19 protein-coding genes are annotated in these 25,436 nt (G+C 66.3%); 12 read left to right on the forward strand and 7 right to left on the reverse strand.

Annotated elements, in window-relative coordinates; all coding sequences use genetic code 11:
• Positions 1 to 25: 25 nt before the first annotated feature.
• From M0D43_RS21725 to M0D43_RS21770, 10 genes are read left to right on the forward strand one after another with little or no spacing between them, the layout of a single operon-like run.
• Positions 26 to 1,963, forward strand: a complete 1,938-nt coding sequence (locus tag M0D43_RS21725; protein WP_252163012.1) for a type VI secretion system Vgr family protein — start codon at positions 26 to 28, stop codon at positions 1,961 to 1,963.
• An 8-nt stretch (positions 1,964 to 1,971) separates the two neighbouring features.
• A complete protein-coding gene (locus M0D43_RS21730) occupies positions 1,972 to 2,511 on the forward strand; it encodes a DUF6931 family protein (RefSeq protein ID WP_260807622.1) in 540 nt (179 codons plus the stop codon).
• The gene (gene tagH / locus M0D43_RS21735; RefSeq protein WP_252163014.1) at positions 2,508 to 3,872 is read left to right on the forward strand and encodes a type VI secretion system-associated FHA domain protein TagH; all 1,365 of its coding nucleotides are present in this window, start codon (positions 2,508 to 2,510) and stop codon (positions 3,870 to 3,872) included. Before M0D43_RS21730 ends, tagH begins: the two co-directional genes overlap by 4 nt.
• Positions 3,869 to 5,206 carry a type VI secretion system baseplate subunit TssK gene (tssK, locus tag M0D43_RS21740; RefSeq protein ID WP_252163015.1) on the forward strand — a complete coding sequence of 446 codons (1,338 nt, stop codon included), beginning with the start codon at positions 3,869 to 3,871 and terminating at the stop codon, positions 5,204 to 5,206. The genes tagH and tssK overlap by 4 nt, the downstream gene beginning before the upstream one ends.
• A gap of 1 nt (position 5,207) precedes the next feature.
• Positions 5,208 to 6,527, forward strand: a complete 1,320-nt coding sequence (icmH, locus tag M0D43_RS21745; RefSeq protein WP_252163016.1) for a type IVB secretion system protein IcmH/DotU — start codon at positions 5,208 to 5,210, stop codon at positions 6,525 to 6,527.
• Between the two features lie 3 nt (positions 6,528 to 6,530).
• Positions 6,531 to 9,989: a type VI secretion system membrane subunit TssM gene (gene tssM, locus M0D43_RS21750; protein ID WP_252163017.1), complete on the forward strand. Its 3,459-nt coding sequence runs from the start codon at positions 6,531 to 6,533 to the stop codon at positions 9,987 to 9,989.
• On the forward strand, positions 9,986 to 10,636 hold the full coding sequence (tagF, locus tag M0D43_RS21755) for a type VI secretion system-associated protein TagF (protein WP_252163018.1): 651 nt from the start codon (positions 9,986 to 9,988) through the stop codon (positions 10,634 to 10,636). Before tssM ends, tagF begins: the two co-directional genes overlap by 4 nt.
• Positions 10,633 to 11,355, forward strand: coding sequence for a PP2C family protein-serine/threonine phosphatase (locus tag M0D43_RS21760; protein WP_252163019.1), 723 nt, complete (start codon positions 10,633 to 10,635; stop codon positions 11,353 to 11,355). Before tagF ends, M0D43_RS21760 begins: the two co-directional genes overlap by 4 nt.
• The gene (locus tag M0D43_RS21765) at positions 11,352 to 14,255 is read left to right on the forward strand and encodes a bifunctional serine/threonine-protein kinase/formylglycine-generating enzyme family protein (RefSeq protein ID WP_252163020.1); all 2,904 of its coding nucleotides are present in this window, start codon (positions 11,352 to 11,354) and stop codon (positions 14,253 to 14,255) included. Before M0D43_RS21760 ends, M0D43_RS21765 begins: the two co-directional genes overlap by 4 nt.
• Positions 14,252 to 14,578 carry a hypothetical protein gene (locus tag M0D43_RS21770; RefSeq protein WP_252163021.1) on the forward strand — a complete coding sequence of 109 codons (327 nt, stop codon included), beginning with the start codon at positions 14,252 to 14,254 and terminating at the stop codon, positions 14,576 to 14,578. Before M0D43_RS21765 ends, M0D43_RS21770 begins: the two co-directional genes overlap by 4 nt.
• Before the next feature lie 76 nt (positions 14,579 to 14,654).
• Here M0D43_RS21770 and tssA read toward each other — a convergent pair whose 3' ends face one another.
• From tssA to M0D43_RS21800, 6 genes are all read right to left on the reverse strand, one after another.
• The gene (tssA, locus tag M0D43_RS21775; RefSeq protein ID WP_252163022.1) at positions 14,655 to 15,683 is read right to left on the reverse strand and encodes a type VI secretion system protein TssA; all 1,029 of its coding nucleotides are present in this window, start codon (positions 15,681 to 15,683) and stop codon (positions 14,655 to 14,657) included.
• Between the two features lie 8 nt (positions 15,684 to 15,691).
• On the reverse strand, positions 15,692 to 16,672 hold the full coding sequence (locus M0D43_RS21780) for a LysR family transcriptional regulator (RefSeq protein ID WP_252163023.1): 981 nt from the start codon (positions 16,670 to 16,672) through the stop codon (positions 15,692 to 15,694).
• 113 nt (positions 16,673 to 16,785) lie between these two features.
• Positions 16,786 to 19,245, reverse strand: coding sequence for a two-component system VirA-like sensor kinase (locus M0D43_RS21785; protein WP_252163024.1), 2,460 nt, complete (start codon positions 19,243 to 19,245; stop codon positions 16,786 to 16,788).
• On the reverse strand, positions 19,242 to 20,234 hold the full coding sequence (locus M0D43_RS21790; protein WP_252163025.1) for a cytochrome-c peroxidase: 993 nt from the start codon (positions 20,232 to 20,234) through the stop codon (positions 19,242 to 19,244). The genes M0D43_RS21785 and M0D43_RS21790 overlap by 4 nt, the downstream gene beginning before the upstream one ends.
• Entirely contained in the window at positions 20,231 to 21,019 is a 789-nt protein-coding gene (locus M0D43_RS21795) for a response regulator (RefSeq protein WP_252163026.1), read from the reverse strand. Before M0D43_RS21795 ends, M0D43_RS21790 begins: the two co-directional genes overlap by 4 nt.
• 401 nt (positions 21,020 to 21,420) lie before the next feature.
• Positions 21,421 to 21,837, reverse strand: coding sequence for a hypothetical protein (locus M0D43_RS21800; protein ID WP_252163027.1), 417 nt, complete (start codon positions 21,835 to 21,837; stop codon positions 21,421 to 21,423).
• A 641-nt stretch (positions 21,838 to 22,478) separates the two neighbouring features.
• On the opposite strand from M0D43_RS21800, the gene M0D43_RS21805 reads away from it, so the two are divergent.
• Positions 22,479 to 23,531 carry a sensor histidine kinase gene (locus tag M0D43_RS21805; protein WP_252163028.1) on the forward strand — a complete coding sequence of 351 codons (1,053 nt, stop codon included), beginning with the start codon at positions 22,479 to 22,481 and terminating at the stop codon, positions 23,529 to 23,531.
• Positions 23,532 to 23,585: 54 nt separating this feature from the next.
• Here M0D43_RS21805 and M0D43_RS21810 read toward each other — a convergent pair whose 3' ends face one another.
• Positions 23,586 to 24,164, reverse strand: a complete 579-nt coding sequence (locus tag M0D43_RS21810; RefSeq protein ID WP_252163029.1) for a TetR/AcrR family transcriptional regulator — start codon at positions 24,162 to 24,164, stop codon at positions 23,586 to 23,588.
• A 123-nt stretch (positions 24,165 to 24,287) separates the two neighbouring features.
• Between M0D43_RS21810 and M0D43_RS21815 the strand changes: the two genes are divergently transcribed.
• Positions 24,288 to 25,400, forward strand: coding sequence for an efflux RND transporter periplasmic adaptor subunit (locus M0D43_RS21815; RefSeq protein ID WP_252163030.1), 1,113 nt, complete (start codon positions 24,288 to 24,290; stop codon positions 25,398 to 25,400).
• The last annotated feature ends 36 nt before the right edge of the window (positions 25,401 to 25,436 follow it).

A 25,436-nucleotide genomic window follows, 5' to 3' on the forward strand; every position in this document is an offset into this window, starting at 1 on the left:
GCAAGACCACGCCGGGAGCCTGACCATGGCCCACGCCATTACCCTGCAGTCGCCGCTGGGCAAGACGCTACGCTTTGTGCGGATGAGCGCGCACGAGGAGCTGGGTCGCCCATATGCGTTCGCGTTGCACGGCATCAGCCGCGATGTGGCGTTCGACTTGCGCGCTCTGTTGGGCAAGCCGATGGCGGTCAAGGTCACTTCACCGCAGGGCTATGTGCGGCATTACCACGGCATCGTGGCCGAGGCCGAGCAGACCGGGTTCGAGCAGATCGAGGAGCTGCGCTATGCGACGTATGCGTTCTTGCTGGTGCCCAGGCTGTGGCTGCTCGGGCAGCGTCGCGATTGCCGCATTTACAAGAACAAGAGCGTACCGGAGATGGTGCGCGCGTTGCTTGCAGAGGTTGGCTGTACCGACGTCAAGCTGCGCCTGAGCGCGAGCTACAGGCCACGCGAATATTGCGTGCAGTACCGCGAGAGTGCGTTGAACTTCATCAGCCGGTTGATGGAGCAGGAGGGCATCTACTACTACTTCGAACACAGCGCCAGCACCCATACGCTGGTGCTGGCCGATAGCCTCGGCGGCCACGAAGCGGTAGCGCCGTTTGCGCAGATTCCATACTGCCCGCCCGGACAGAAGGGCAGCCGGATGAAGGACGCGATCACCGACTGGTCGCTGGCGCGCAGCGCACACAGCACGCGCGTGCGCCTGGACGACTACGACTATCTCAAGCCCAAGGCCTCGCTGCGGGTGGACGAGATGCCGGCCGAGTCCTCCGGACCGGCGTTGGGTGAGCTGGAGGTGTTCGACTATCCTGGCGAGCATCTCGATGTCGCGGCCGGTCGTCGTCACGCGCAGGTGCGTGCCGAGGCGCTCAACGTGGCGCAAGCGCAGTACCGGGGCTGGACCGATGCCTGCGGTTTGCAGGTGGGCGCTTTGTTCAAACTGCGCGACTTCCCGCTGGCCGAGCACAACCAGGAATATCTGGTGACCAGCGCGGACACCGAATTGGTCGAAGTGGACTATGTTTCCGGTGGCGAGACGGTGGCCGAGCCCTTTGCGTCAACGTTTCGTGCGCTACGCAGCCGTCAGCCATTTCGCACCCCGCAGACCACGCCGCGTCCGACTATTGCCGGGTTGCAGACTGCGGTCGTCGATGGCAACAAGGCCGAGGACATCGCGGTCGATCAATACGGCCGTGTGCAGGTGAATTTCTTCTGGAGCCCGCCGGGAACGCCAAACGCCGGCTGCTCGTGCCCGGTGCGGGTGGCTCAGTCGTGGGCGGGCAAACGCTGGGGAGCGCAGCACATTCCGCGTGTGGGCCAGGAAGTGGTGGTGAGCTTTCTGGAAGGCAATCCAGATCGTCCGCTGATCATCGGCAGCGTCTACAACGCCGACCAGATGCCACCGTATGCACTGCCTGAGCACCGCAACCGCAGCGGGGTGAAGAGCCGCAGCCTGTTGGGCGGCGCAGAGGACTACAACGAGATCCGTTTCGACGACAAGAAGGGCAACGAAGAGCTGCTGCTGCATGCGCAGCGCGATCTGCGCCACGAAGTGGAGAACGATCATTTCGTCAATGTCGACCGCAACGAGACCGCCGAGATCAAACGTGAGCGCAGCCACACCGTTGGCGGCAATGACTGTCTGGACGTGGGCAAGGCACTGCGCATCCAGGCAGGCAGCGAAATCGAGTTGGTGACCGGGATGGCTCGCCTGCAGTTGAAGGCCACCGGCGAGATCGTGCTCAGCGGCACCCGGCTCACGCTCGATGGACGCGTCAGCGTCGGCATCCAGGGCGGCGTCAGCGTCGATGTCAGCGCGATGGCCAATCTGACCCTGCGCTCCAACGCCTCGGTGCTGCTGCAATCCAATGCCGTGACCACCGCACGCGCCAACGCAGCGCTGCTGTTGCAGTCATCCGGTCCGGCCGTACTCAAGGGCACTCCGCCCATCATCGCTTGAGGATCGCCATGTTGCAGATTCTTCCCGCCGCGCGGCAGATGCGGCTCTCTCCCTCGGCGCACGCCGCCTTGGCGCCGGACATGACACCGGAAACCGCCGTGCGCGAATTGGTGGCGCGTGGGCTTGCCCAGGACGCCTTGCCGCTGGCCTTGCGCTTGTTGCCTAGGCCGTATGCCGTGGCGTGGTTGTGCCAGTGCATGCGCACGCAAGCGCTCAGCGGCCACGACAGCGAAGGTCTGCGGCTGGCGCAGGCGTGGGTGCAGCAGCCTGGCGCTGCCCAGCGCGAAAGCGCACGCGCATTCGCTGCCGACGACGACTATCAATCGGTCGGCGCCTGGCTGGCAGCGGCCGCTGCCTGGAGCGATGGCAGCCTGAGCGACGAGGATGGCCCGCCGGTGGCCGACCACCTGACCGCGGCAGCGGCAGTGGCGGCGTTACTGCATCTGGCTGGACGCGAGCCTGCGACCTTCGACGCGCAATTGGTGGACTGGAGCGAAGATGCCGCACGCCTGCTCTCTGGATTGCGCATCCGCGAGCGTGCGCCATGAGCGCGTTGTCACCCCGGCTGACGCTGACGGTTCGCGATGCGCAGGTGGTGTCGGGCAGCACGCAGCCGCAGGCCAGCTTCGCTGCAGAAGGCGGACGCATTGGCCGTGATGCCACCTGCGATTGGGTGCTCGAAGGCGAGGGAGTGTCGCGCTTGCATGCCAGCGTGCGCCATCTCGATGGTGTGTATTTCATCGAGGACCACAGCACCAACGGTGTATTGCATAACGGCGTGCCGCTGCGTGCCGGTTTTCCGGTGCCGCTGCATGCCGGCGACGCCTTGCGCATCGATGCCTTCGAGATCGACGTGGCGGTGTCGGGCGCGAGCGTCACCGCCGTTCCAGCTGCGCCGCAGGGCTGGAATCACGCCGAACCGTGGCCAGTGTCGGCAACGCCACCGCCGCCGCAGTCGCAGCAGCCGCCCCTGGAGCATGATGTTTTCGCCGAGCTCGGGACGTCGTCGACGCGGGCGACCGACACCGACCCACTGGCATTGTTCGCCACCTCGTTCACGCTGGCCGGTCGCGCTGGCGATGCTGCGGCGTTTGGGCTGGGACATGCGCCGGCAACAGCCGAAGCCTACCGTGCACCCGTGGCCGTGCCGGCCGCTGGCGGCGTTGTGTTGCCCGAGCACTGGGACCTGACACGCAGCGAATTTGCGCTGCCGCCGGTTGCCGATCTAGTTGCAGACATGCAGCCGCCACTGCCGTCCGCGCCAGCGCCCAGTGCCGCAGCGGCGCCAGCACCCGCGCCGACACCGACGCCACTGCCGGTGTCGGTCTCGGCAACGCGTGGCGCTGCGGCCACGTCCGCGGCGCAGCCGGTGGTTGCTCAGACGCCGGATACCCCAGAACTGCCTGCGCTGTTCGCCGCCATGACCGCTGGCTTGATGGATGTCTTGCGCGCACGTGCGGAGCTGAAGAACAGCCTGCGCTTGCCGGTCACGCTGATTCAACGCACCGAGAACAATCCGCTCAAGTTCGCCGCCACCGTGGACGAGGCGGTCGCCCGCCTGTTGGCGCCACCGGGCCCTGGGTATCTGACCGGTGCGGCCGCGATCGAAGAAGCGATGGAGGACATCGGGCGTCACCAGTTGGCCTTGCTGGCCGGCATGCGTGCCGCCTTCGAGCACGTGTTTACTCAGTTCGATCCAGCACGCTTCGCGGCAGACACCGCCGGTTCCGCGCTCGGTTCCTGGGGCAATCGGCCCTGGCGACGCTACGCACAGCATTATCGCGAGTTGCTCGGTGATCCTGACGAGCGCTTCCGCCGCCTGTTCGGCGAGGAATTCGCCCGCGCCTACGAACAACAGCTGGCCCGCGCCAAGGCGCAGGCCCACCCCGCATATGGCGATCGAGCATGACCCCTTACAACAAGGTGATCTGGAGCGAGGGTCTGTTCCTGCGCCCGCAACACATGCAACAACAAGAGCGCTATCTCGAGCGCTATATGGAACTGCATGCCGGTGCGCTGCGTGCGCATGCGTGGGGATTCAGTCATTTGGAGCTGGAGCCGGAACTGCTCGCCATCGGCAAACTCGGCATCCGTCGCGCCCGTGGCTGCTTTCCCGATGGCACGCCGTTTTCCATTCCCGATCGCGATCCGGCACCGCCGCCGTTGGATGTGCCGGCCAACTGCCGCGACCAGGTGGTGAGCCTGGCGCTGCCGCTGCGCGCCACCGCTCAGCCGGACAGCGCGTGGCCGGATAGCGACGGCAGCCGGCTTGCCCGCTATCGGGTGGGCGAAGCGGAGGTCGGTGATGCCTCCGGCAGCATGACCGGCACGGTGCTGCTGGAAGTCGGCGTGTTGGCCAGCCGTCTGCGTCTGCAGTCCGAGCCAAGCGAGGGCCTGGTAGAGGTGCCGATGGCGCGCATCGTCGAGTGCCGTGCGGATCGAAGGGTGACGCTCGATGATGCCTTCATCCCGACGGTGAGTCGCATCGAAGGTGCGGCGCGCCTGTCCACGCTGCTGGCCGAATTGCTCGGGCTGTTGCACCAGCGCGGCCAGGCGCTGGCCGAACGCGTTGCCGGCAGCGACCGCGGCGGCGTGGCCGAAATCGCCGACGTGCTGATGCTGCAGGTCATCAACCGCTACCAGCCATTGGTGGCGCACTGGGCCAGCGCGCCGCTGGAGCATCCCGAAGCGCTGTACTGCGTACTGCTGTCGATGGCCGGCGAACTGGCCACCTTCACCCGCGCCAGCAAACGCAGCGGACCGTTTCCGCCCTACGCACACGATGCACTGCAGGCGAGCTTCGAACCGGTGGTGCTGTCCTTGCGCGAAAGCCTGAGTGCCGTGCTCGAACAATCGGCCATCGCTGTGCCGCTGCAACAACGCAAGTATGGCGTGTGGGTGGGCATGGTGCCCGACCCGGGCTTGCTGGACTCGGCGGCCTTCGTGCTGGCGGTCAAGGCGGACCTGCGCGCCGAGGATCTGCGTAAGCGGCTACCCACCGAATCGAAGATCGGCCCGGTGGAGAAGATTCGCGACCTGGTGAACCTGCAATTGCCCGGCGTGGCCGTGAGTGCGCTGGCGATGGCACCGCGGCAGGTGCCGTATCACGCCGGCTGCGCCTACTTCGAACTCGATCGGCAATCGTCGCTGTGGAAAACGCTGCGCACCTCCGGTGGCGTTGCGCTGCATTTCGGTAGTGGTTTTCCCGGCCTGGAGCTTGAGTTGTGGGCGGTGAGGAATTGAGATGAGCAAGACAGTCGACCAGCACGACGACGATGCCACCGTGGTCCGCAGCGCGACACCGGCGCCGCGGTCCGCTGCATCCACGCCGTCCCGCCAAGCGCCGACGCGCATGGCGCAACCGCCTGATCTGGATGCCGCCATGCGCGCGGCGCCCGGCGCCATGCAAGGCAATGCGGTGGTGCGCGCGGCCACGCCGCTGCTGCTGCTGGCGGTGCAGTTGCGGCACTCCACGCAGACGCCGGACATCGCCACCTTGCGTGAGACCTGCAGCACGCGCCTGCAGCGCTTCGAACAGCAGCTGCGGCAACAAGGCATTGACGACAAGACCAGTATTGCCGCGCGCTACGTGCTGTGCACGTTGCTGGACGAAGCGGTGCTGGCTGCGCCATGGGGCGAAGGCAGCGGCTGGTCGCAGCGCACCTTGCTGGTGACCTTCCACGGCGAAACCTATGGCGGCGCCAAGGTCTTCGACCTGCTCGACCGGCTGGCACGCGATCCAGCGCGGCATCTGGACCTGCTGGAATTGCTGTACCTGGCGCTGGCGCTTGGCTTTGGCGGCCGCTATCGGGTGGAGCAGGGTGGCGGTGCACGGCTGGCCGATCGCCAGACCGAGCTGTTCCAACTGATCCAACGCCAGCGTCCGCCGGTACCTGATGCGTTGTCGCCGAACTGGCAAGGCGCCCGGGCGCCGTTGCTGCGCAATGCGGCCGCCACACCGCTGTGGATCGCGGCGCTGGCCTCACTGTGCATCGTGTTGCTGGCGTTCGTGTGGTTGCATGCGCGCCTCAACACGCTGACCGCGCCGATCAGCGCGCAGCTGGCGCGCATCGGCCTGGAGCGGGTGGCCTTGCCGCTCCCGGCGGCAGCAACCCGACCGGCGACCACATCGGCGCTTGCGCCGCTGCTGGCGGCCGAGCAACGCGCAGGATTGCTGAGCGTACAGACCGACGGCGATGGCCGCACCACCGTGCGCCTGGCCAGCGAAGCCATGTTCTCCAGCGGGAGCGCGGAGTTGGATGCCGATCAGATCCGCCTGCTCGAACGCGTCGCTGCGGCGCTGGAGCAGGTGCCAGGGCGGGTGGTGGTGGTCGGGCATACCGACGATCAGCCGGTGCGCTCGCTGCGCTTCAAGGACAACTTCGCGTTGTCCGCGCGTCGCGCCGAGAGCGTGGGCGCCGTGTTGGCGGCAGGCCTGCGCGATCCGCACCGTGTCCAGGCCAGTGGCGCGGGCGATTCCCAGCCCATCGCGCTACCGCCGCACTTGCCCGGCAACCGTGCGCGCAATCGGCGCGTCGAGATCCTGTTGATTCCCGAGACCTGACCCATGCGCTTTGTTCTTGACCTCCTGCGCGCCCGATACACGGCCGACGCTGCTGTCCTTGGTCTGTTGGCCGTCCTTGTCTGGGTCGGCGGGCCTTACCTCAGCGTCGGCCGCTGGCAGCCGCTCGCCAGCGTGGCCGGACGGCTGCTCGCCGTGGCCGTCTTGTTGCTCGCATGGTTGGCATGGCGCTCTGTGCGCTGGCGACGCGACAGCGCCAAGCAGCAGCGTCTGGCCGGCGAACTGGTCGGGCAGGGAGCAAGTGCCGAAGACGCCAGCGGCAATGACAGTCGCGCGCGGGCGGCACAGGAGCAGGTCCGCCTGCGTGCGCGCTTTGCCGAAGCGATGGCGGTGCTGCGCCGTCGCCGTCGCAACGGTCCCGGCCTGCACGTGCTGCCCTGGTATCTGTTGATTGGCGCACCCGGTTCCGGCAAGAGCACCTTGTTGCAGTCCTCGGGCCTGGAGTTCCCACTCAAGGAACATGGCAACCACGCCGCGCTGGAAGGCGTCGGCGGCACGCGCAATTGCGACTGGTGGTTCGCCGATCAGGCCGTGTTCCTCGACAGCGCCGGGCGTTACACCACCCAGGATTCGGACGCGGTTGCCGATGCCGGTGCCTGGCATGGCTTCCTGGAGTTGCTGCGGCGGCATCGCCGGCAGCCGTTGAACGGCGTCATCGTGACGGTGAGCGTTGCCGACCTGTTGGAGTACGACGGCAATGCCGGTACGCCGCAGGCACGTGCGGTGCGGCATCGCCTGGACGAGCTGGTCGACAAGCTGCGCGCGCGCGTGCCGGTGTATCTGGTAGTGACCAAATGCGATCTGGTATCCGGGTTTGCCGAGTTCTTCGCCGACCTGGATGCGGCTGGCCGCGCGCAGGTGTGGGGGATGTCGTTTCCGCAGGCGCACGATGCCAGCGAAACCGATCCGCTGACGGTGTTTCCTGGCGAACTCGAACGCGTGATGGAGCGCATCGATCAGCGTGTGCTGGAGCGCCTGCAACGGGCGCGCGATGCGCGTGAGCGTGCGGCGGTGCTGTCGTTCCCGCACCAGCTGCGCCTGCTGCAGCCGGCGCTGCTGGACTTCGTACAGACCGCGTTCGGTCGCCATGGCTACGCCGGCCAGCCGTGGCTGCGCGGTGTGTATCTGAGCTCGGGCACCCAGCAGGGACACCCGGTCGATCGCGTCATCTCGGCAGTGGCGCGCCATTTCGGCATCACCGCTGCCGGGCTGCCGCCGGCCGTCAGTGCCCCACGCAGTTATTTCCTGCCACGCCTGCTCAACGACGTGGTGTTCGCCGAGGCTGGCCTGGCCGGTAGTCAACCCGGCAGTGCACAGCGCCGTCGGTTGCTGCAGCTGGCCTGCTGGGCCGTGTTGACTGCCACCACCCTGGGCGTGCTGTCGGGCATGGCCGGCAGCTATGCACGTAACGTGCGGCTGATTGGCGAGGTGCGCGACGCGCTCGATGCCTATCCCGCCGGTCCGCTGCCCGCCGATGCCGGCGAGGCCGCCTTTTATGCAAAGGCCCTGCAACGCTTCGAGGCGCTTGCCCAGGCGCGCGATGTGGCACTGCCGCCGGATGTGTCGATTCCATGGTCACGGCGCTTCGGGCTGCATCAGGGCACGGCGTTGGCGCGTGATGTGCAGGAAGCGTATCTGCGCGACCTCAACGGGGCGTTGCTGCCCGCATTGGCGCAGTCGCTGCGACGCAAACTGGCGCAATCCAGCAACGATCCGCAACGCCTGTATCCATTGTTGAAGGGCTACCTGATGCTGGGCGAACCCGCGCGTCGCGATGCAATGCATCTGGCGACGTTGGCTGGCACGGTCTGGCGGCAGATATTTCCCGAAGATGCGTCGGTGCGCGCCGGCTTGAATCGCCATCTGCGTGCTTTGCTTGGGCCGGTCGACGGTGCGCGTGCACTCCCGCTGGATCGGCAGCAGATCGAGCAGACGCGGGCGAGCCTGCGGACTGCCGAATTGCCGTCACTGGTCTACGGTGGACTCAAACTGACGCAACCTGGTGTCGATCCGGCCCAGGCACCACGCCTGGACCGCCGCCTAGGCCTGCTGGGCGATGTCTTCGAACGCCGCAGTGGCCTGCTGTTGTCTGCGCCGTTGCCTCCGCTGTTCACCCGCCAGGCGTTTCAAGCACAGGTCGGTGGTGGCATTGCGCGTGGCGTGCAGCAATTTCTCGCCGACGATTGGGTGCTGGGCACCGCACCGCTGGATCCGCTGGCGCGCTCGCAACTGGAGCGAGAGGTGTTGGCGCTGTATCAGCGCGATTACATCGCCGCCTGGGACAGCATGCTGGCCGACCTGGTGCTGCGGCCGGTCACGCAGACCGGGCAGGCCAGTGCAGTGGCCGCCAAGCTGGGCGGACCGGCATCGCCGCTCAAGGCATTGCTGGTGCTGGTGCGCGAGCACACCCACGCATTGGGACGCACGCCTACGGCGAAGGCCGGCGCGGGCGCTGCAGCCGCCGCAGACACCTCTGTTGCGGCCGAGCCGGATGCGGCAGCCGAGCCGATCGAGCGCCATTTCGAACCGCTCAATCGCCTGCTCGATGGTGGGTCGGGTGCCAGTGCGCTGGACGAAACCCTGGCCGCGCTGACGCAGATGAGCCGCACGCTGCTGGGCGCCGCTGCCGGCGTTGCCGCCGATCAGAACGACCCGGCACTGCTGATCGCCGCACAACAGGCCGAACAGCTGCCGCCGCCGCTGGGCAACTGGATGGCGGCCTTGTCCGGCCGTGGTCGCGAATTGACCGCCGGCAGCGCTGGCGAGGCATTGCGTAACACGCAACGGCAAGCAGCCGGGCGTGAGTGTGCGCTGCTGGTGAGCGGGCGCTTCCCGTTCGTGCCGGGCAGCAACAACGAGATCCCGTTGCGCGATTTCGCCGAACTGTTCGCACCCGGCGGGCGCATGGACCGGTTCGCGCAGCAGGCACTGCTCGGCAAGGTCGATACCAGCGGGCCTGGCTGGAAATGGAACGCAGGCATGGCGGCGGTTGGCGCCGACGCTGTGCTGGCGCGCGCGCAACTTGCCGACGAGATCAAGCAAGCGTTCTTCGCGGGCGGAGGTGCGCAGCCGCAGGTCGCGTTCACTGTCTCCATTCCACCGCAAGCGGCAATCAGCCGGCTGCTGTTGGAGGTGGATGGGCAAACCCTGGAAGTGCGCGATGGTGCGCGCGCCGCCCAGTCGATGACCTGGCCTGGTCCAACGCCGGGGCTGGTGCGTCTGGCAGCGTGGGATGCCAGCGGACAGGCCTTGCCAGTGGTCGAATATCGCGGCCCTTGGGCCTGGTTTCGCGTCTTGCAGGCCGGGCGGCTGCGCCGTAGCGGCGATCTGGATTACACCGCCAGCCTCGCACTGGGCAGCGCCACCGTGCGTGTGGACGTGCAACCGACCAGCCTTCGGCATCCCTTTGCGACGTCGGCCGTGCAGCGGTTCAGCTGCCCATGAGCGCCATGCAACGCCCGCCGGGTTTCTACGGCAAGCTGCCCGCGGTCGGCGATTTCGTGCATCGCCGTTTGCCGGAGACTTTTGTCGACCCGTGGCACGTCGCGATGCAAGGCTTGCTGTCTGCCGCCGCGGCAACGATCACGACGCCTGAGCAGCACGCACCCGTGTGGCGCTTCGTGCTGATGCCGGGCCTCGCGGGTACGGCCGCATGGGTCGGGGCGATGCGGGCCAGCGTTGATCGCGTCGATCGCGTCTTCCCCTTGGTCATTGCTGCACCGTTGTCTGCAAGCGACGCCGATGGCACGACAGCTGCCGTCGTGCCGACCGATCTGTATCTGCCCTCGTGGCTGGATGCTGCCGACGCGGTGTTATGCAACATTGGTGCAGAACGACAGCAAGATGGTGCCTGGTTGGAGCGCGCCTGCGTGGCGCTCGCCCAACACGCGCACGACGACGCATCCGTGTTGGCGGTGCCGCTGGTTGCGGGCGCGACCACCGCTGGCAGCAGCCTGTGGTGGACGGCGATGACAGGATCTGCGCCGGGTGCCTGGATGCGTATTGCCGGCTGGCCTGCAGCCTGTCATGCGCCAGTCCTGCTTGGGCCCTTGCATGCACCGAGCGCCTGCCGTGCAGAGGCACTGCCATGAGCACGTCTTACGTGTCCGCCGGTCGTACCGAGCAAGGCAATGTTCGTCGCCAGAACGAGGATGCGATTCTGCTGCGCGACGATCTCGGCCTGTGGGCGGTGGCCGATGGACTGGGCGGCCACAGTGCCGGCGACCTTGCCAGTCGCATGGTTGTCGATGCGCTGGGCGCGTTGCGGCGCGATGGCGATCTGGCCAGCTTTGTCGATGCCATCGATGCGCAGCTGAGCCAGGTCAACCAGCAACTGCGTGCATTGGCGCGCGCGCGCCGCGTGGACGTGATCGCCAGCACTGTGGTGGTGCTGGTGCATGACCACGACCTGCTGCTGTGCGGTTGGGTGGGCGATAGCCGTGCCTACGCTTTCGAGGAGGGCCGGTTGCATCTGCTGACCCGCGACCATGTGGCCGGCGACAAGGACGCGCTGACCCTGGTGGGCCGGGCGCAGCCTGCCGGCGGCGCGCTCACCCGCGCAATCGGCGCCGACGATGCGCTGTACGTGGATTGGGTGGTATGTGCGCGCCGGCCGGGCCAGCACTACTTGCTGTGCTCGGATGGAGTCAACAAGGAACTCAGCGATGACGAGATCGCCGCCCACTGCCGGCGCGAGCCTCAGCCCGCCGCGCTGGTGGCACGCCTGTTCGATACCGCGCTCGGCCGTGCCGGGCGCGACAACGTCTCGGCCGTGGCGTTGCGCCTGGCCCCACGGAATGCCACGCCATGAACACCCGCGATAACGACACGACCGGCCGCACGTCGCCGCCGGACGACGACCGCACCCGCGTACGCCCCGCCCGCGACGTCGCCGATACACCATCACTGCCGCCGACTGGTGACGACGACGTCACCCGGCTGGCGCCGCTCACCCAGCAGCGCGCCGCACACGCATCCGACGACATGGCAACCCGGGTCAACCCGCCGCCACACGCCGACGACAGCGCCGGCGCCTCCAGCTGGCGGCGCGTGGCGCAATTGCAGGGCGACGCGCCGGTTGGCGTGGGCATGCTGCTCAAAGCGCGCTTCTTGCTGGTGCGCGAAATCGGCCGTGGCGGCATGGGCGTGGTGTATCTGGCGCGCGACGAGCGCAAGGTGGAGGCGCGCGATCGCAATCCCTACATCGCGGTGAAAGTGCTCAACAACGATTTTCGCCGCCATCCGGATTCGCTGATCGCATTGCAGCGCGAATCGCGCCGCGCGCAGAGCCTGGCGCACGACCATATCGTGCGGGTCTACGACTTCGACAAAGACGGCGCCATCGTGTTCATGACGATGGAGTACATCGAAGGCGACGACCTGCGCGGGCTGATCCGCAGCCGGTTGGGCGAGGGCATGCCCCTGGCCGAGGCCTGGCCATTGATCGAGGGCATGGGACGCGCACTGCAACGCGCGCATGCGGCCGGCATCGTGCATTCGGACTTCAAGCCGGGCAACGTCATGGTCGGGGCAGGGCACCTCGCCAAGGTGTTCGACTTCGGCATTGCCCGCGCCGCGAAACTGGCAGGCGCCGACGCAGGCGATGACCACACGGTGTTCGATGCGGCGACGCTGGGCGCGCTGACTCCGGCCTACGCGAGCCTGGAGATGCTGCGCGGCGAGGAGCCGGCGTTTGCCGACGACGTGTACGCCTTCGGCTGCGTGGTGTACGAGCTGCTGTCGGGCCGCCACCCCTTCGCCAAGCAGTCTGCGACGCAGGCGCAGGCACACCAACTGCGTGTGGCGCCGCTGCCGACGCTGAGCCGTCGGCAGAACCGCGGGCTGCGCAGCAGCCTGGCTTTCGAGGCCGGCGCACGCCCTTCAATGACTAGCTTGCTAGAGCAACTGCGCCCGCGCAGCCGTGGCGAGCGCGTGTTGCCGTACGTGCTCGCCGCTGGTCTGCTGCTCGCCGGTGCTGGCGGCACGGCGGCCTGGATGCAGGTGCATGCGCAGCAGCAAAAAGTCGCCGGGGTCCTCGAGCGATTCTCGCCGCAGGCGCCGAACCGGTTCGTGCATGAAGCCCATGCACGCGCGGCGCTGTGGGCGCTTGGCCAAGACGACCGTCGTCGCTTGATCCTCGACCGCAGCAGCACCATCGAGGCATTTCTGCTGACGCGCATGGACCACTACTGGCAGCCTGCACGCGGCCGTGAAGACTACGTGGGCGCACAGCGCATCCTTGTCTTGCGGGATCAGTGGAAGTTGTTCTCACCCCGCCTGGATGCGCGCCGCAGCGCGATTGAGCAGGAACGCGATCGCCTGCTCAATGGCCTGGATACCGCATTGACCGGCGCGATTGCCGCTGGTGCGCTATTTGCGGATCAACCCGGCAACGTGGTGGCGTTACTCGATCGCGTGCGCCGCCTGGCACCGGATAGCGGCCTGCTGCGGCATGCCGAACTCGAGCTGCGCTACCGGCGCGGATGCACCGATGCGCTCAGCGTCGGCCGCATCGATGAAGCGCGCCGCTGGCTCGCCACCGGCCGCCGCGTCTTCCCACAATCCCCTGTGTTGCGAGAGTGCGCACACGAGCTCGACGCGGCAACTGTCACTGCATCCGCCGCCCCGCCCGCTCCGCCGGCGCCACTTCTGGACGATGCGCATGCCCAGCTTGCCGCGCAAATCGCCACGCGCATCGAGTCGGTGCGCGCCGCGGCGGCCGCCAATGACGTCGCCAAGGTCAAGCGGCAGTTGGCGCAAATCGCGACCAGCAGCCCGGGTCATCCGTTCTTGCGCAGCGAAGGCGCACAGCGGCTGACCGATGCCTACCTGGGACTTGCGCGCTCCCTGTGCCGCGATGGGCGGTGGAAAGAAGCCAGCGTGGTCATCGGCCAGGGACTGGACGCCCAGGACGCGCCACGTCTGCGTCAGGCGCTGGGCCGTTACCAGTTGGCGATGGAGCTGGAACAGCTAGGCACCGCGCTCCCTGCGCCGTCGGTGCTGCAGCGTCTGCGCGAGCGCAAGATGGCCCTGCAAGCGCAGGACGCAGACGGCTTCCGAGCTTTCCAGAGCGATGTCGCCAAGTCCGGCCGACAACGCGTCTCCTATACCGCGGCACTGCTGCCGAAACTGGAACCGGTGGCGGCTGTGCCCGCACCGCCGGCCAAGCCGGGCGATCCCTGCCGTATCTCCGCTCCGTCCGGCGCAGCGGCCACCTGCAGCGATGATCTGGGCAAACATGGGCGCGGCCCGGAGCTGGTGGTGCTATCCAAGCCCGGGCGTGCGCTGGCGATGATGCGTCGGGAGATCAGCGTAGCCGACTTCGCGCTGTTCTGCGCCGATACCCGGCGCTGTCGTGTGTCGCGCTGGACACGCAAGTCGGCGCCCGCAGACAAGGTCAGCGCTGCCCTGATCCGCGATTACGCCGCCTGGCTGAGCAGCGCCAGTGGCCGCACCTATCGGCTGCCGCGCGATGCCGAATGGCTGCGCGCGGCGCGTGCCGGCGAGGACGGCTGCACCGCCACGGTGTCCAACAGTTGGGGGCTGCTCGACATGGTCGGCGGCATTGCCGAGTGGGTCCAGGATGGCGAGAGCGTGGCCGTGCGCGGCAGCCAGCGCAGTGTTGCTGCCTGCGTGAGTCCCGGTGCGGTGAGTTCCAACGGCGAGGCAGCGCGCGGCATCGGTGCACGCCTGGTGAGAGAGGTGGAATGAACGACTGGGAAACCCGGGCCAATCTGGTCCTGCAGGATTTGAACGCAGCACAGGCGGAGCGACGCCTGGACCCGGCCGAATATCGGCGCCGTCGCCTGCAATTGCTGCAATCGATCGCGCGCTCGGCCGGTGCGTCCACCGCGCGCCGACGAGGCGTTGCAGCGCCGCACAACTTGCCGACCCCGATCGTGACGATGCGCCGCGACCGCAAGCCGCCGACTGCCCTGCAGGCGGCATTGCGCTCGTGGACGCTGCGCTTATGGGCAGCTGTGATGCTGCTTGGTGCGGCCTGGGTGTACTGGTATGGCATCGCTGCGTTGTGATGCCGGCCGAGCAGGCCGTCAACGCAGACGAAGAGTGGCTGACAAGACGTAGCGAGCAGCCGTTTTGTTGGCTGTTCTAGTCGGAATGGTCCTGGCCCGACACGACCTGCAGCTCGTCGATTCCGCGCGGCGCGAGATCGCGCATCAGTGCGGCAAAATCCAGGCCGACCAGGCGTTGTGCGCGCCGCAACAGCAATGGCACCGGGCTGGAGGGTTCGCGCCGCGCGTAGTAATCGCAGAGCTGGTCGAGCATGTGGCGAACGTCGTCCGGATGCTCCACGGCGCGCGTGCGTGGCGCCGATGGACTGACATTGTCGGCACCGTGTGCGGCATGCTCGGTCGGGTCGGCCGGGGAGCCAGAACGTTCGGACACATGGGGCCGCAGAAACGCACGCAACTCGCCCAGGTCCTGCGTCAGCGGTGCCAGCTCCGGACCGTGTCCCGGAGTGCGCTCGGCAAACACGTCTGCAATCGCGGCGATGTCGTGCTGCGCAGCGGCCAAGGCCGCGTCCAGGTCCAGCAACGCTTCCAGTGGACAGTCGCGCAGGCAGGCATCGATGGCGGCAGGCTCTGGCATCTCGCCGGCGTCCTCTGCAGCGAGCTTGAGCGTGCCTTGCACAATGCGCAGGTCGCGTAGCGAAAAATGCCCAGGGTGCATGCCCTTGAACAGGCGCACGTTGCGTAGCTGCGTCAGCGTGCGCTCGCTATCGGCCAGCGCAGCGATGGCGTTGACGCGTTCGGTCGGGTCGTTGTCCTCATCGGCGTCCAGGTGAGGATGGACGTCGTCCCAGAACTGCTCCAGCAATTGCCGGAGCAGGCCGACGCCGCTGGACCAGCCCACCAGGCCGTCCTGGTGCAGGCGGGCGATGCTCAGCAAGATGCCCAGCCGCAGGTCCTTGGAGCGCAGTAACAACTGTTCTGCGCTTTCGGCGACCTGGCGCCATTGCGGCGCGTCGGGCACAAGCACGCCGGCTCCCAAGGCACGTTCCAGACGCGGTCGCGCAAGTTCCTCCAGGCTCTGGAACTCGGGGGTGTATTCCAGGTTCGGACCGGACGGCAGCTGTTCGTCGACCGGCTGCAGTAACTGTTCGTTGTCGATCTGCATGGCGCTGCTCACAAAACGGAGAGCACGAGATCGGTACGGCCGGCGGTGCGTCGCGTTGCGGCCGGCGTTGCTGCCGCTGGCGCTTCTGGAACAAGCAGTTCCAGCACACGCTCGCGCAACCAGCGATGTGCGGCATGGGCATCGTTGCGTCGATGCCAAGCCATCGCCAATGCCATGTCCGGCAACGGGAAAGGCAGTTCGAAGCAGTCCAGCGGTGGATGCCCGCGCTCTGCTGCAAGCGTTGCCGGCACGGTGGCAACCATGTCGGTGCCGAGCACGATGTCGCACGCGGTGGCGCACTGCGAGACGGTCACCGCGATCTGCCGGGTGTGCCCCAGGTGCCGCAGTTGCGCATCGATGGCGAGGTTACAGGCCTGTGCGTGCGCCACCTGCACATGCGCCAGATGGCTGTAGCTCGCTGCGCTCAGCGCTGCGGTGCCGCGTGGATGCCCACGGCGCTGTACCAGCACATAGCGCTCGTCGCGCAAACGGCGCAAGCGCAGCGCGGCCGGAACCGCTTGCGCGTGATCGATCAGCAGATCCAACTCGCCGCTTTCGAACGCATCCAGGCTCGTGTCGGAACTCACATGCACGAACTCCAGACGCATCTTCGGATTGCCCTGGGCCTGGATCAATCCCGCCAACCCCGCACCCAGCGTGCCGATCGCATCGGTGGCGGCAGCAATCCGGAAGCTCGCCGACGACGTCGCCGGATCAAACGCACTGTCCTTGCCGAGCAAGCTCAGTTTGCCGATCGCTTCGCGCAGCGGCGAAGCCAGTTGATCCGCACGCGGCGTAGCCACCATGCCGCGACCGGTGTCCGAGGGCATCAGCAAGGGATCCTTGAACAGCACGCGCAGTCGTGCGAGTTGCGAGGAGAGTGCCGGCTGGCTCATGTGCAATCGCTGCGCCGCATGGGTGACGTTCTTCAGCTCGAGCAGGGCATCGAGGGACACCAGAAGAGGTAAGTCGCTTGGTCGGATATTCATGTCGTGGATCGCTCGTAGTGGAATGCAGGCGGCCTACCGCGCCTGGGCATCGGCTACGCTAGGCTGCCCGCGCTACGTTCCGGTGTCGATCTGCGACGACTGTGTTTCATTTGTCACAGAGCAGGTGTGCTTTCATCCTGCGTTGTCATGTCCATCGTGCGACCCAGCGCACGTTCCAGTGCAATCGCCAGCGCGCCAAGATCGAACGGCTGCGCAATGATCTCGGCGATGGCGCCGCCCAGACCCTTGCGTGTCGCCAGGCTCACCGCACGCGTGGCGAGGATCAACGGCAGCTTGGGCGCAGCGGCATGCAGCGCGCCGATCGCGTGTTCGGCATCGCCGGCACGATCGCGCTTGAGCAGCACCCCATCGAAGCGCAGTGGATCGGCCGCTGCCATCGCGACGGCTGCCGGCAGCTCCAGCACGCCGACCGGTTCGTGCCCGAGTGCGGCCAGCATTTCTTCCAGGCGGTCGAGCTCGGCCGCGTGGTCGCACAGCAGCAGCAAGCTCGCATGCCGCGATCGCGTCTTCGGCAGGGGCGCGGCTTGGGGGACGGCTGCACTGCCTGTCCGCAGCGGCAACTCGACCACGAAGGTGGTGCCGATACCCAGGGCGCTGTCCACGTCGATCCGGCCCTCGTGGTTGTCGATGATCTTGCGAACCGTCGCCAACCCCAGCCCGGTGCCGCCGTTGCGGGTGGTGAAGAACAGATCGAAGATGCGATCCAGTTGGTCCGGCGGAATGCCGATGCCATGATCGCTGACACGCAGTTGCGCGATCCGACGAGGCGCGCCGTCGGACGCGGTGCCCCTGGCGGCGGACAGCTGGATCGTGACCGTCCCGCGCATATCCATTGCCTGCGCGGCGTTGCTGGCCAGATTGAGGATGATCTGCTGCAGTTGCGCTGGATTGCCCATCGCCTGCAGCGGTTCCTGCTCTTGCTGCAGGTCGATCGTGACGGTCGATGGCAGCGAGACCGACAGCAGCGAGACTGCGCCTTGTAGCAATGCGTTCAACTCGACCGGCTGCACGTTGTAATTCTGCACACGCCCGAAACTGAGGATAGATTCGATCAGATCGTAGGCGTGGGCAGTGGTGTGGCTGATCTCGAGCAGGTGCTCCGATGCTGGCGAGCTCGGTTCAAGTTTGGACAGGGCGATCTCGGCATTGCCGCGAATCGCGCCGACGATGTTGTTGAAATTGTGCGAAATGCCGCTGGCCATGGTCCCCAGCGTTTCCATCCGTCGGGCGAGTTCGAGGCGATGTTCCAACGCCAGGGCTTCGTCTTCGAGTCGCCGCCGCTCCAGCGCATCGAACAAGGTATCGAGCGCGATGTGCAACTGCGGCAGAAGTTCGGCGAGTGCCGCCAGGCCACGATCGCGGCGCGGGGTAAGTGGCGGCAGCCGCAAGCACAGCAGTGCAACCGTCCCGGCCTCGGCGTGTTGCCTCAGGCATAGCCACTGCGCGCCGCGCACGAGTTCGGGTTTGCCCAACACCTCGACGAAGCCCCTGGCGTCGACGACCAGCACATCGCTGGCGGCGACCGGTCGGGTGGCGGCGACTGCGGCAAGCGTCGTGCGGAACGCCTCGTCCTGTGGATCGGGCCAGATCCGCGCGTCACCCGCGACGGGTACCAGGCCCAGACGGGCGCTCGGCAGCTTCGCCCACTTTGCCAACCGCACCAGTCCGGCCTCGATGCCAGCGTCCAGGTGGTGGCGATCGTTGGCCACCAGACGGCGCGACACCGCGACCATCAAGCGGTCGAACTCCGCGCGTCGACGCAACGTGCGCGCGCGCTGCCGCAGTAGCTTGCCCAGGTACAGCAAGGCGCCCAACATGACGACGGCCAATGCCAGCAACAGGAAGCGGACCTGGCGCGCGGTGGCCTGCTGGCTGGCATGCTGCTTTTGCAGATACGTCTTGAGCTGTACATACGAGGCCAGCGAAGCGATCGGACGCATGCGGCGAATGGTGGTATCGGTGTCTGGCAGCAGTTTCAGCAGCATGCGTCCATGCGGGAGCAGCGGCGCGCTTGTCGTGCGTTGTGCCGCTTCGTCCAGGCGACGGCGTGCCAGTGCGACTGCATCGCCGGTCGTGTCCAGGCTCAGGCGTTGCACGGCGCTTGCCAGCATGCTCGCTGCGCGTGCCTCGGCGGGATCATCGCCTTGCCGGATCTGCGCGTTGCTCTCGCTCCAGAAGTAGGCCAGCGAGTTGGACAGCAGGGAATTCTGCGATTTGAATAATTCCCGCTGCAGCGATTTCTCTGTGTAGTCTGCGTCTAGCGCGGCGATGGCCTGGAACAACTCAGGGTCGTGGTCGGCCAGCTGGCGCAGGTGCTGCAAGGTGTCGCGTGCGCGGGCATCGCCGGTCACCAGCGAGTCGTAGTCGCGCAACAGGCCAATGCGTGCCTTCAGCACGTCGTTGTCGAGATTGGTATCGGCCATGTCCAGCGCGTCGAGTGCGTCCAACGCGTGACCGTAACGCTGCGTGTCGCGATCCAGCGCTGCCATGCACAGGCTGAAGAAGATCAGCCCCGCCAGCAGCATGGCGCTGAGGATCGTCGCCCACCTCATGGCTGGGGCGCGGTCAGCTGCCGGCCCTGGTGCTTGCCGGTCAATGTCTGCAGAAACGCAGTGATATCGGCGACATCCGCAGGCCTCAGTGTGACGCCAAGTTGAGCGGTGCCCATGGCCTTGATCGCCTGAGGCAGGGTGCTCGCGCTGCCGTCGTGGAAGTAGGGGGCGGTGGTAGCAACGTTACGCAGGCTGGGAACCCGCAGGATCGGGGTGCCATCCCGTGCGACGGGAGCGAAGATGCCGCTGCGCTGGAACAGATTGCCACCCACGTTGACGCCTTGGTGGCAGGAGATGCAGCCGATCGACTTGAAGGTGCGATAGCCACGTAACTCTTGTGCGCTCAATGCAGTGTCGCTGCCTTGTAACCAGAGATCGAAGCGACTGCCTGGCGTGACCAGGGAGCGTTCGTAACTGGCGATGGCATCGAACAGCGCGGCGCGATCCGGTGGCCTGCCGTAGGCCGCGCGAAAGCGCTGATTGAGCACCGTGTCCTGTTGAAGTCGTCCGACCACCGTCGCGATATCGGCCTGCATGACGCTTGGGTTTTCGAGCAGTGAAGCCGTTTGCGCTTCCAGACTGCGGAAGTTGCCGCGCCAGCCCAGGCGAAAGTTTGCTGTGGCATTGAACACGGTGGGTGTGTTGAACGACGGCACCGCGCGCCCGGGCATCCGCGTCATCGCATCGGCAGCGGCACCGTTGCTGGCCAAGTGATGACAAGACGTGCAGGCAACGCGACTGTCGCCCGACAGCCGGCGATCGTTGAACAGCAGCGCGCCCAGCGCGACCTTGCGGCTATCCAGGCCGGTTGCTGGCTGGATGGCATGGATGGGTTCGCTAGGGCGCGCCGACGCGGCTGCAACACGAGCCGCCGGCACGAACGGCATCGCGAGCAACGCTGTAGAAGCGAGCGCGACCTGCAAGATTGCCGTTGGCGACCAACGCTGTTGGCGATGGTGTGGCCGACCCGGCGCTGGCGGCGGTGTCATCGAGCGTGCTCGACCGACGGCGTGAAGACGTAACCTGCGCCGCGTTGGGTCACGATCAGCGTCGGCTCGCGCGGGTCCTGTTCCAGCTTGCGACGCAGGCGCAGGATCTGCACGTCGATACTGCGGTCGAACACGTCCTCATGTAGACGCGTGGCACGCATCAGGTGCTCGCGGCTCAGCGGTCGTCCGGGTGCATCGACAAAGGCGCGCAGCAGCGCGTACTCGCCCTTGGTCAGCGCAATGGCGGGCGTACCCGCGCGCCCGACTGTACGGGCTTGCAGATCGAATTCCCAGGCATCGAAACGCACCCGTCCTTCGCCCGCATCACGCGCCACCGCCAATTTGGAGGCGATATGGCGACGCAATACGGCGCGGATCCGCGCGGTCAGTTCATGCAGCCCGAAGGGCTTGGGCAGGTAGTCGTCGGCGCCCAGCTCCAACCCCACGACGCGATCGATTTCGTCGCGGCGATGGCCGGTCATGATGATCACCGGGATATCGGATTCCTTGCGCAAGGCGCGCAACAAGTCCAGACCGTCTTCGTGTTTGAGCATCAGATCCAGCAACAAAATATCCGGCTCGCGCCGACGCAGCGCTTCGGCCAGTTCGCTGCTGTTGGTGGCGACAAACGCTTCCATGCCATGGGAACGGATGTGGCCCATGACCACTTGGGCCATGGCCTGGTCGTCATCCACCACCAGCACCTTGGCGACTGGTGCGGGGCGTGGAGCGGATGTGTCGGAGTAGGACGGCGGTGAGGGGGAACGGGAATGCAGCTTGATCATCTACTCTCAATTCCGGCATGACCGCCTTCGCGGACAGATCACCAGTGTCGACCGGTTGGAATGACCGAGGCGATCGTGTGGGGGAATTGCGTCCATGCGCGGGGTGCAACGGTGCGCCGTCGAGGGGACTGCAGCGGTGTGCAAGATGCTAGGAGGTTTTTGTGTCGGCTCGCCACGTCGACAAGCGTGTCGACACGATTTGCACGGTGGCGGACGAGAACTTTTTCTCGATCTTGTGACCAGCCGCTCGCTACGCGTACGCCAGCGAGGTGCCGACCTCCATCACTCACATCGCATCTGACAACGATGTCTTCGGACAATTTTATTGTCGAGCCTGCTTCCGCTGCGGGTAACCGTCACTGAGGGGCGGCGACGGTACCCTTTGGCGACTGCACGTGGCGTCAGCCTGCCTTCGTGCTGGTGTTGGACGTGGACTTGGCTTTCGTCGCAGCGGACCGCGCAGCGCGGTCGATCACGTCGGACACGGTTTGGGACTGCGTGATGAACAGCGCGTGGCTTCCTGGCATGGTGGTGATGTCAGCGCCGATGCGCTTGGCCATGTGCATCAACATGGCCTGATCGAAGGCTTTGGCTTCGGTGGCGATCACGGCCCAGCTCGGCTTGTTGGTTGGCTTTTCGTAGCTGGCTTCACCGGGGCGCTGGTGGTCGTCATTCTTGCCTATGTCGCTGCGCCTGCCGTCAAGCTGCAGACCGCGCTCTGCATGCTGATCCTTGGCGGTGGCATTGCCTGTTGGTTGCTGGAGCCTTCGTTCTATCCAGAAAGCTACCGCGATCGCGGTGCCTACACGCCGACGCATCTACTCCTGGTGGCGACGTATCTGGGCGGACTGCTTGGGCTGTGCGCTGTGCTTGTCGATCACCGGCGACGCCGTGCCGTTCCTCGAAAGCCAGACTGACCGGTGCCATCCGGTCGTCCCCAAGTCGACCGGAGCGAGGGGGGATGTGTGCCCATGGCAGCCCGCTGACTCCCCTAAGTTCTGGTCTGAAATACAGCGCATCGGACAACGCCTCGGCGACGCTGATGCGGTAACGACGACAGGCCAAGCGATGAACGACGCAGCTGGAACCGGTGGACCGTGACGGACCCATTGATTGCACAAGTAGCTCTTTCAATCTCGCAACGCGTTTGTGTCCGCTATCGACAGGCACGCTTTCGGCGATACCAGTAACCCAGCGGCATGAGCTACAGTCACGCAGCCCGTAACGCACCGAAGCGCTTTGGCCAACACCGCGATCGACGCGGAAGGCCAGAACTGCAGAACGCTCTCCGATTCGGAGTGGGCCTGATCTACCCACCCTGAGACAGAAGGAAATGGCGGCGTTGCGTCGTCTGACACCCTTATGGATGCGCCTCATCCTGCACTGCGGCATCGCTGGCGCAGTGTTGTTGTTTGCGGCAAATGCGCATGCGCTCGACCGCGAGCGCAGCCTCGCACAATTGCATCACACCGCCTGGACCGCACGCGACGGCGCGCCCAGCCAGGTGTGGGCGCTTGCTCAGACCAGCGATGGCTATCTGTGGATCGGTGGTGCAACCGGCTTATTCCGCTTCGATGGCGTGACGTTCGAACGCTACGCCACTGTTGGCGGAACTCAACTGCCCTCAACCAATGTCACCGCTCTGCTCGCGACGCCAGAGGGTGGTCTATGGATTGGCTTTCGCAGTGGCGCAGTCGCGCTGCTCAAAGATGAGACGTTGCAGGTTTATTCGCACGAAGATGAGCGGCTACCCGAAATCGTGCTCGGCTTCGCACAAGACCACGACGGGGACATCTGGATCGGCACCACGCGTGGCCTGGCTGTCCGCGAGGACGGCCGCTGGAAGCCGGTAGGTGCGGCGCAGGACTTTCCGGAAGGCGAACGCACGCGGATGCTCGGCGTCGATCGGACGGGCACGTTGTGGGCCTCCAGCGTCGAGAAGCTGCTGTTCCTGCCACGCGGCGAGCACGTCTTTCGCGACACCGGCCAGCGATTGAATGACGCAGTTCAGATCGCTCAGGATGTGGCGGGACGCCACTGGATCGTCGAGACAACACGCTCGGTACGGCCGCTCGCGGTGGCAAGGGGCGGCCGTGTCGGTGAAGACGAGGAAATCCAGATGCGTGTCGAAGGAACGCCGAGACCACTCGATCCGCTGGTCCACGATGAGATGTTCAGCATCGCCCGCGAAGCTCTCATCAATGCGTTCAACCATGCGCAGGCGAGCACGGTCACACTCGAACTTCACTACAGCGCCAAGGCGCTGCGGCTGTGCATCAGCGACGATGGCCGCAGTATCGCGTCCGAAGTGCTGGCCGCGGGGGTCTGGCGTGGTCACTGGGGATTGGCCGGCATGCGCGAACGCGCTGCACGCATCGGTGCCACGCTCGCGTTTCGGAATGGCGTTGCCACCGGTGCCGACGTTGAACTGCAGGTGCCGGCAAAAATTGCCTACCGGCCTGCGTTCACCGGCTGGCGACGTTGGTTCGCCCGCGTGGGCAGGCAGCGCTAGTTCCGCGGCAAAGCGCGATAAATCCCAGGGCGCCGTTGCTGGAAAGGGACCCGATTACGGTACCGATGGCTGCATCCTGGAGCCAGAACGTGCGCCTTCCAGAAACGAGGTCAGGACTGCGCGGACGACCGACGCCTGCGCCAGCCGTCCGGTGGCCACTGCCCAACCGGCTCCAAATAGGCACGAGAGGTAGAAGTCGCTCCACCAGGAAGCCGGCATTTCGATACCGAAGACGCCGTGCTGCTGACCGTGCAAGAAAAAAGCATCCAGACGCGCCTGGAACTGCTCCCATTCCGGTGCGGCGTAATAGGTGTTGCCGCGTTCAGCGCCTTCCATGCCCATCTCATTGACGATGTAGATGACCAGATCCAGATCTTCGACCAACGCGTGCGTCATGCGTCGCAGGCTTGCCATGGGATCGGGCGGGGCGTCTTCTTCGGGCAGAGCCGCTTGCAGGCGCCCCCACGCTTCTGCGGTCACCTTCTCCACGATTGCCGCTCGGGTCGGCGCAAACCGGTACAGCGTTGCGCGACTGATCCCCGCGCCAGCGGCCAGCTCGGTCAGGTTGCTGCGTGGGCGGCGGGTCAGCGTTGCGGCCAGCAGGCGGATCAGGCGTTGGTCGTCCTGGCTCATAAGCTTGAAAAACGGATGAAGCAGGGATGATACAGGTTTTATGAAGATGATCCTTATGAATCAAATTTGATTCATAAGGATCTTTGACGCATCATTCGCGTGTCATCCCTTGGACCTCGCGCCGTGACAGCCCATCGCGCTCATCGCTTCTTCCCGCTGTGCGTCTTCATACCGTTCGCGCTGGCCGCCTGCGGCAACGCGGCTCCGCCTGCGGATTCCTCGGTGGCGCCGGCGGTAGACATCGCCACTGCGCAGGCGCGCAAGGTGTTGCAGACCACGGATCTGCCCGGCCGGGTGGCGCCGATGCGCGTGGCGCAGGTTCGCGCGCGCGTGGCCGGCATCGTGCTGGCACGCCGCTTCGAAGAAGGCTCGGACGTCAAGGCAGGGCAGGTGCTGTTTCAGATCGACCCCGCACCGTTCGAGGCGGCCGTGGCGCGCGCACGTGGGGAGCTGACGCGCAGTGAAGCCGAGCTGGAAAATGCCGCCGCCCAGTTCGAACGCAGCCAGCAACTGGTGCAGCGGCAGGTGATCAGCCGGCAGGATTTCGACACCGCCCGCAGCAACTTCAAGAGCACCCAGGCAGCGGTTGCGTCGGCGCGTGCGGCGCTCAAAACCGCGCAACTGGATCTTGGCTTTGCCACGGTGCGTGCGCCGATCGACGGCCGCATCGGACGGGCGCTGGTCACGGAGGGCGCGCTGGTCGGGCAGGGGGGCGACGCGACGGAAATGGCGCTGGTACAGCAGCTTGATCCGATCTTCGCCGACTTCAATCGCCCGGTCGCCGAAGCGCTGAAGTTGCGCGGGCGTGCCCGCAAAGGCGATGCGCCGCTCAAGGTCGTCATCGACATTCCCGAGCTCGGCGAAACGCGCGAGGGCGACCTGCTGTTCGCAGACATGCAAGTGGACGAAACAACCGACACGGTGTCGCTGCGCGCGCAATTCGACAATCGCGACAACTTGCTGCTGCCGGGGATGTTCGTGCGCGTGCGCACGCCGAACGGCACCGCCAGCGACGCGGTCTATGTGCCGCAGCGAGCGATTCAGCGGCGTCCGGGCGGCAGTGCTGCGGTGATGGTCGTGGCGGCGGACGGCAAGGCCGAACTGCGCGAGGTCCGCACTGGCGCGATGGTCGGCACCGACTGGCAGATTCTCGAGGGCCTGAAGGCCGGCGAGCGCTACGTCGTCTCCGGTGCCGCGCGGATCCAGCCCGGTGCCGTGTTGAACGCCGCGCATTGAATCATCCCTCCATTTCGCTTGTGCGGGCGCGCGGCG

Source organism: Xanthomonas prunicola, assembly GCF_025266575.1.
Lineage (GTDB): Bacteria > Pseudomonadota > Gammaproteobacteria > Xanthomonadales > Xanthomonadaceae > Xanthomonas > Xanthomonas prunicola.

What these genes read in the sequence shown, in the direction of transcription:
- tssA (WP_252163022.1), bottom strand. Translation starts at nt 15,683, where the DNA reads ATGCAGATCGACAACGAACAGTTACTGCAGCCGGTCGACGAACAGCTG.
- M0D43_RS21795 (WP_252163026.1), bottom strand. Translation starts at nt 21,019, where the DNA reads ATGATCAAGCTGCATTCCCGTTCCCCCTCACCGCCGTCCTACTCCGAC.
- icmH (WP_252163016.1), top strand. Translation starts at nt 5,208, where the DNA reads ATGAGCAAGACAGTCGACCAGCACGACGACGATGCCACCGTGGTCCGC.
- M0D43_RS21725 (WP_252163012.1), top strand. Translation starts at nt 26, where the DNA reads ATGGCCCACGCCATTACCCTGCAGTCGCCGCTGGGCAAGACGCTACGC.
- tssM (WP_252163017.1), top strand. Translation starts at nt 6,531, where the DNA reads ATGCGCTTTGTTCTTGACCTCCTGCGCGCCCGATACACGGCCGACGCT.
- M0D43_RS21810 (WP_252163029.1), bottom strand. Translation starts at nt 24,164, where the DNA reads ATGAGCCAGGACGACCAACGCCTGATCCGCCTGCTGGCCGCAACGCTG.
- tagH (WP_252163014.1), top strand. Translation starts at nt 2,508, where the DNA reads ATGAGCGCGTTGTCACCCCGGCTGACGCTGACGGTTCGCGATGCGCAG.
- M0D43_RS21730 (WP_260807622.1), top strand. Translation starts at nt 1,972, where the DNA reads ATGTTGCAGATTCTTCCCGCCGCGCGGCAGATGCGGCTCTCTCCCTCG.
- tagF (WP_252163018.1), top strand. Translation starts at nt 9,986, where the DNA reads ATGAGCGCCATGCAACGCCCGCCGGGTTTCTACGGCAAGCTGCCCGCG.
- M0D43_RS21790 (WP_252163025.1), bottom strand. Translation starts at nt 20,234, where the DNA reads ATGACACCGCCGCCAGCGCCGGGTCGGCCACACCATCGCCAACAGCGT.
- tssK (WP_252163015.1), top strand. Translation starts at nt 3,869, where the DNA reads ATGACCCCTTACAACAAGGTGATCTGGAGCGAGGGTCTGTTCCTGCGC.
- M0D43_RS21785 (WP_252163024.1), bottom strand. Translation starts at nt 19,245, where the DNA reads ATGAGGTGGGCGACGATCCTCAGCGCCATGCTGCTGGCGGGGCTGATC.
- M0D43_RS21760 (WP_252163019.1), top strand. Translation starts at nt 10,633, where the DNA reads ATGAGCACGTCTTACGTGTCCGCCGGTCGTACCGAGCAAGGCAATGTT.
- M0D43_RS21780 (WP_252163023.1), bottom strand. Translation starts at nt 16,672, where the DNA reads ATGAATATCCGACCAAGCGACTTACCTCTTCTGGTGTCCCTCGATGCC.
- M0D43_RS21765 (WP_252163020.1), top strand. Translation starts at nt 11,352, where the DNA reads ATGAACACCCGCGATAACGACACGACCGGCCGCACGTCGCCGCCGGAC.
- M0D43_RS21800 (WP_252163027.1), bottom strand. Translation starts at nt 21,837, where the DNA reads ATGCGTCGGCGTGTAGGCACCGCGATCGCGGTAGCTTTCTGGATAGAA.
- M0D43_RS21770 (WP_252163021.1), top strand. Translation starts at nt 14,252, where the DNA reads ATGAACGACTGGGAAACCCGGGCCAATCTGGTCCTGCAGGATTTGAAC.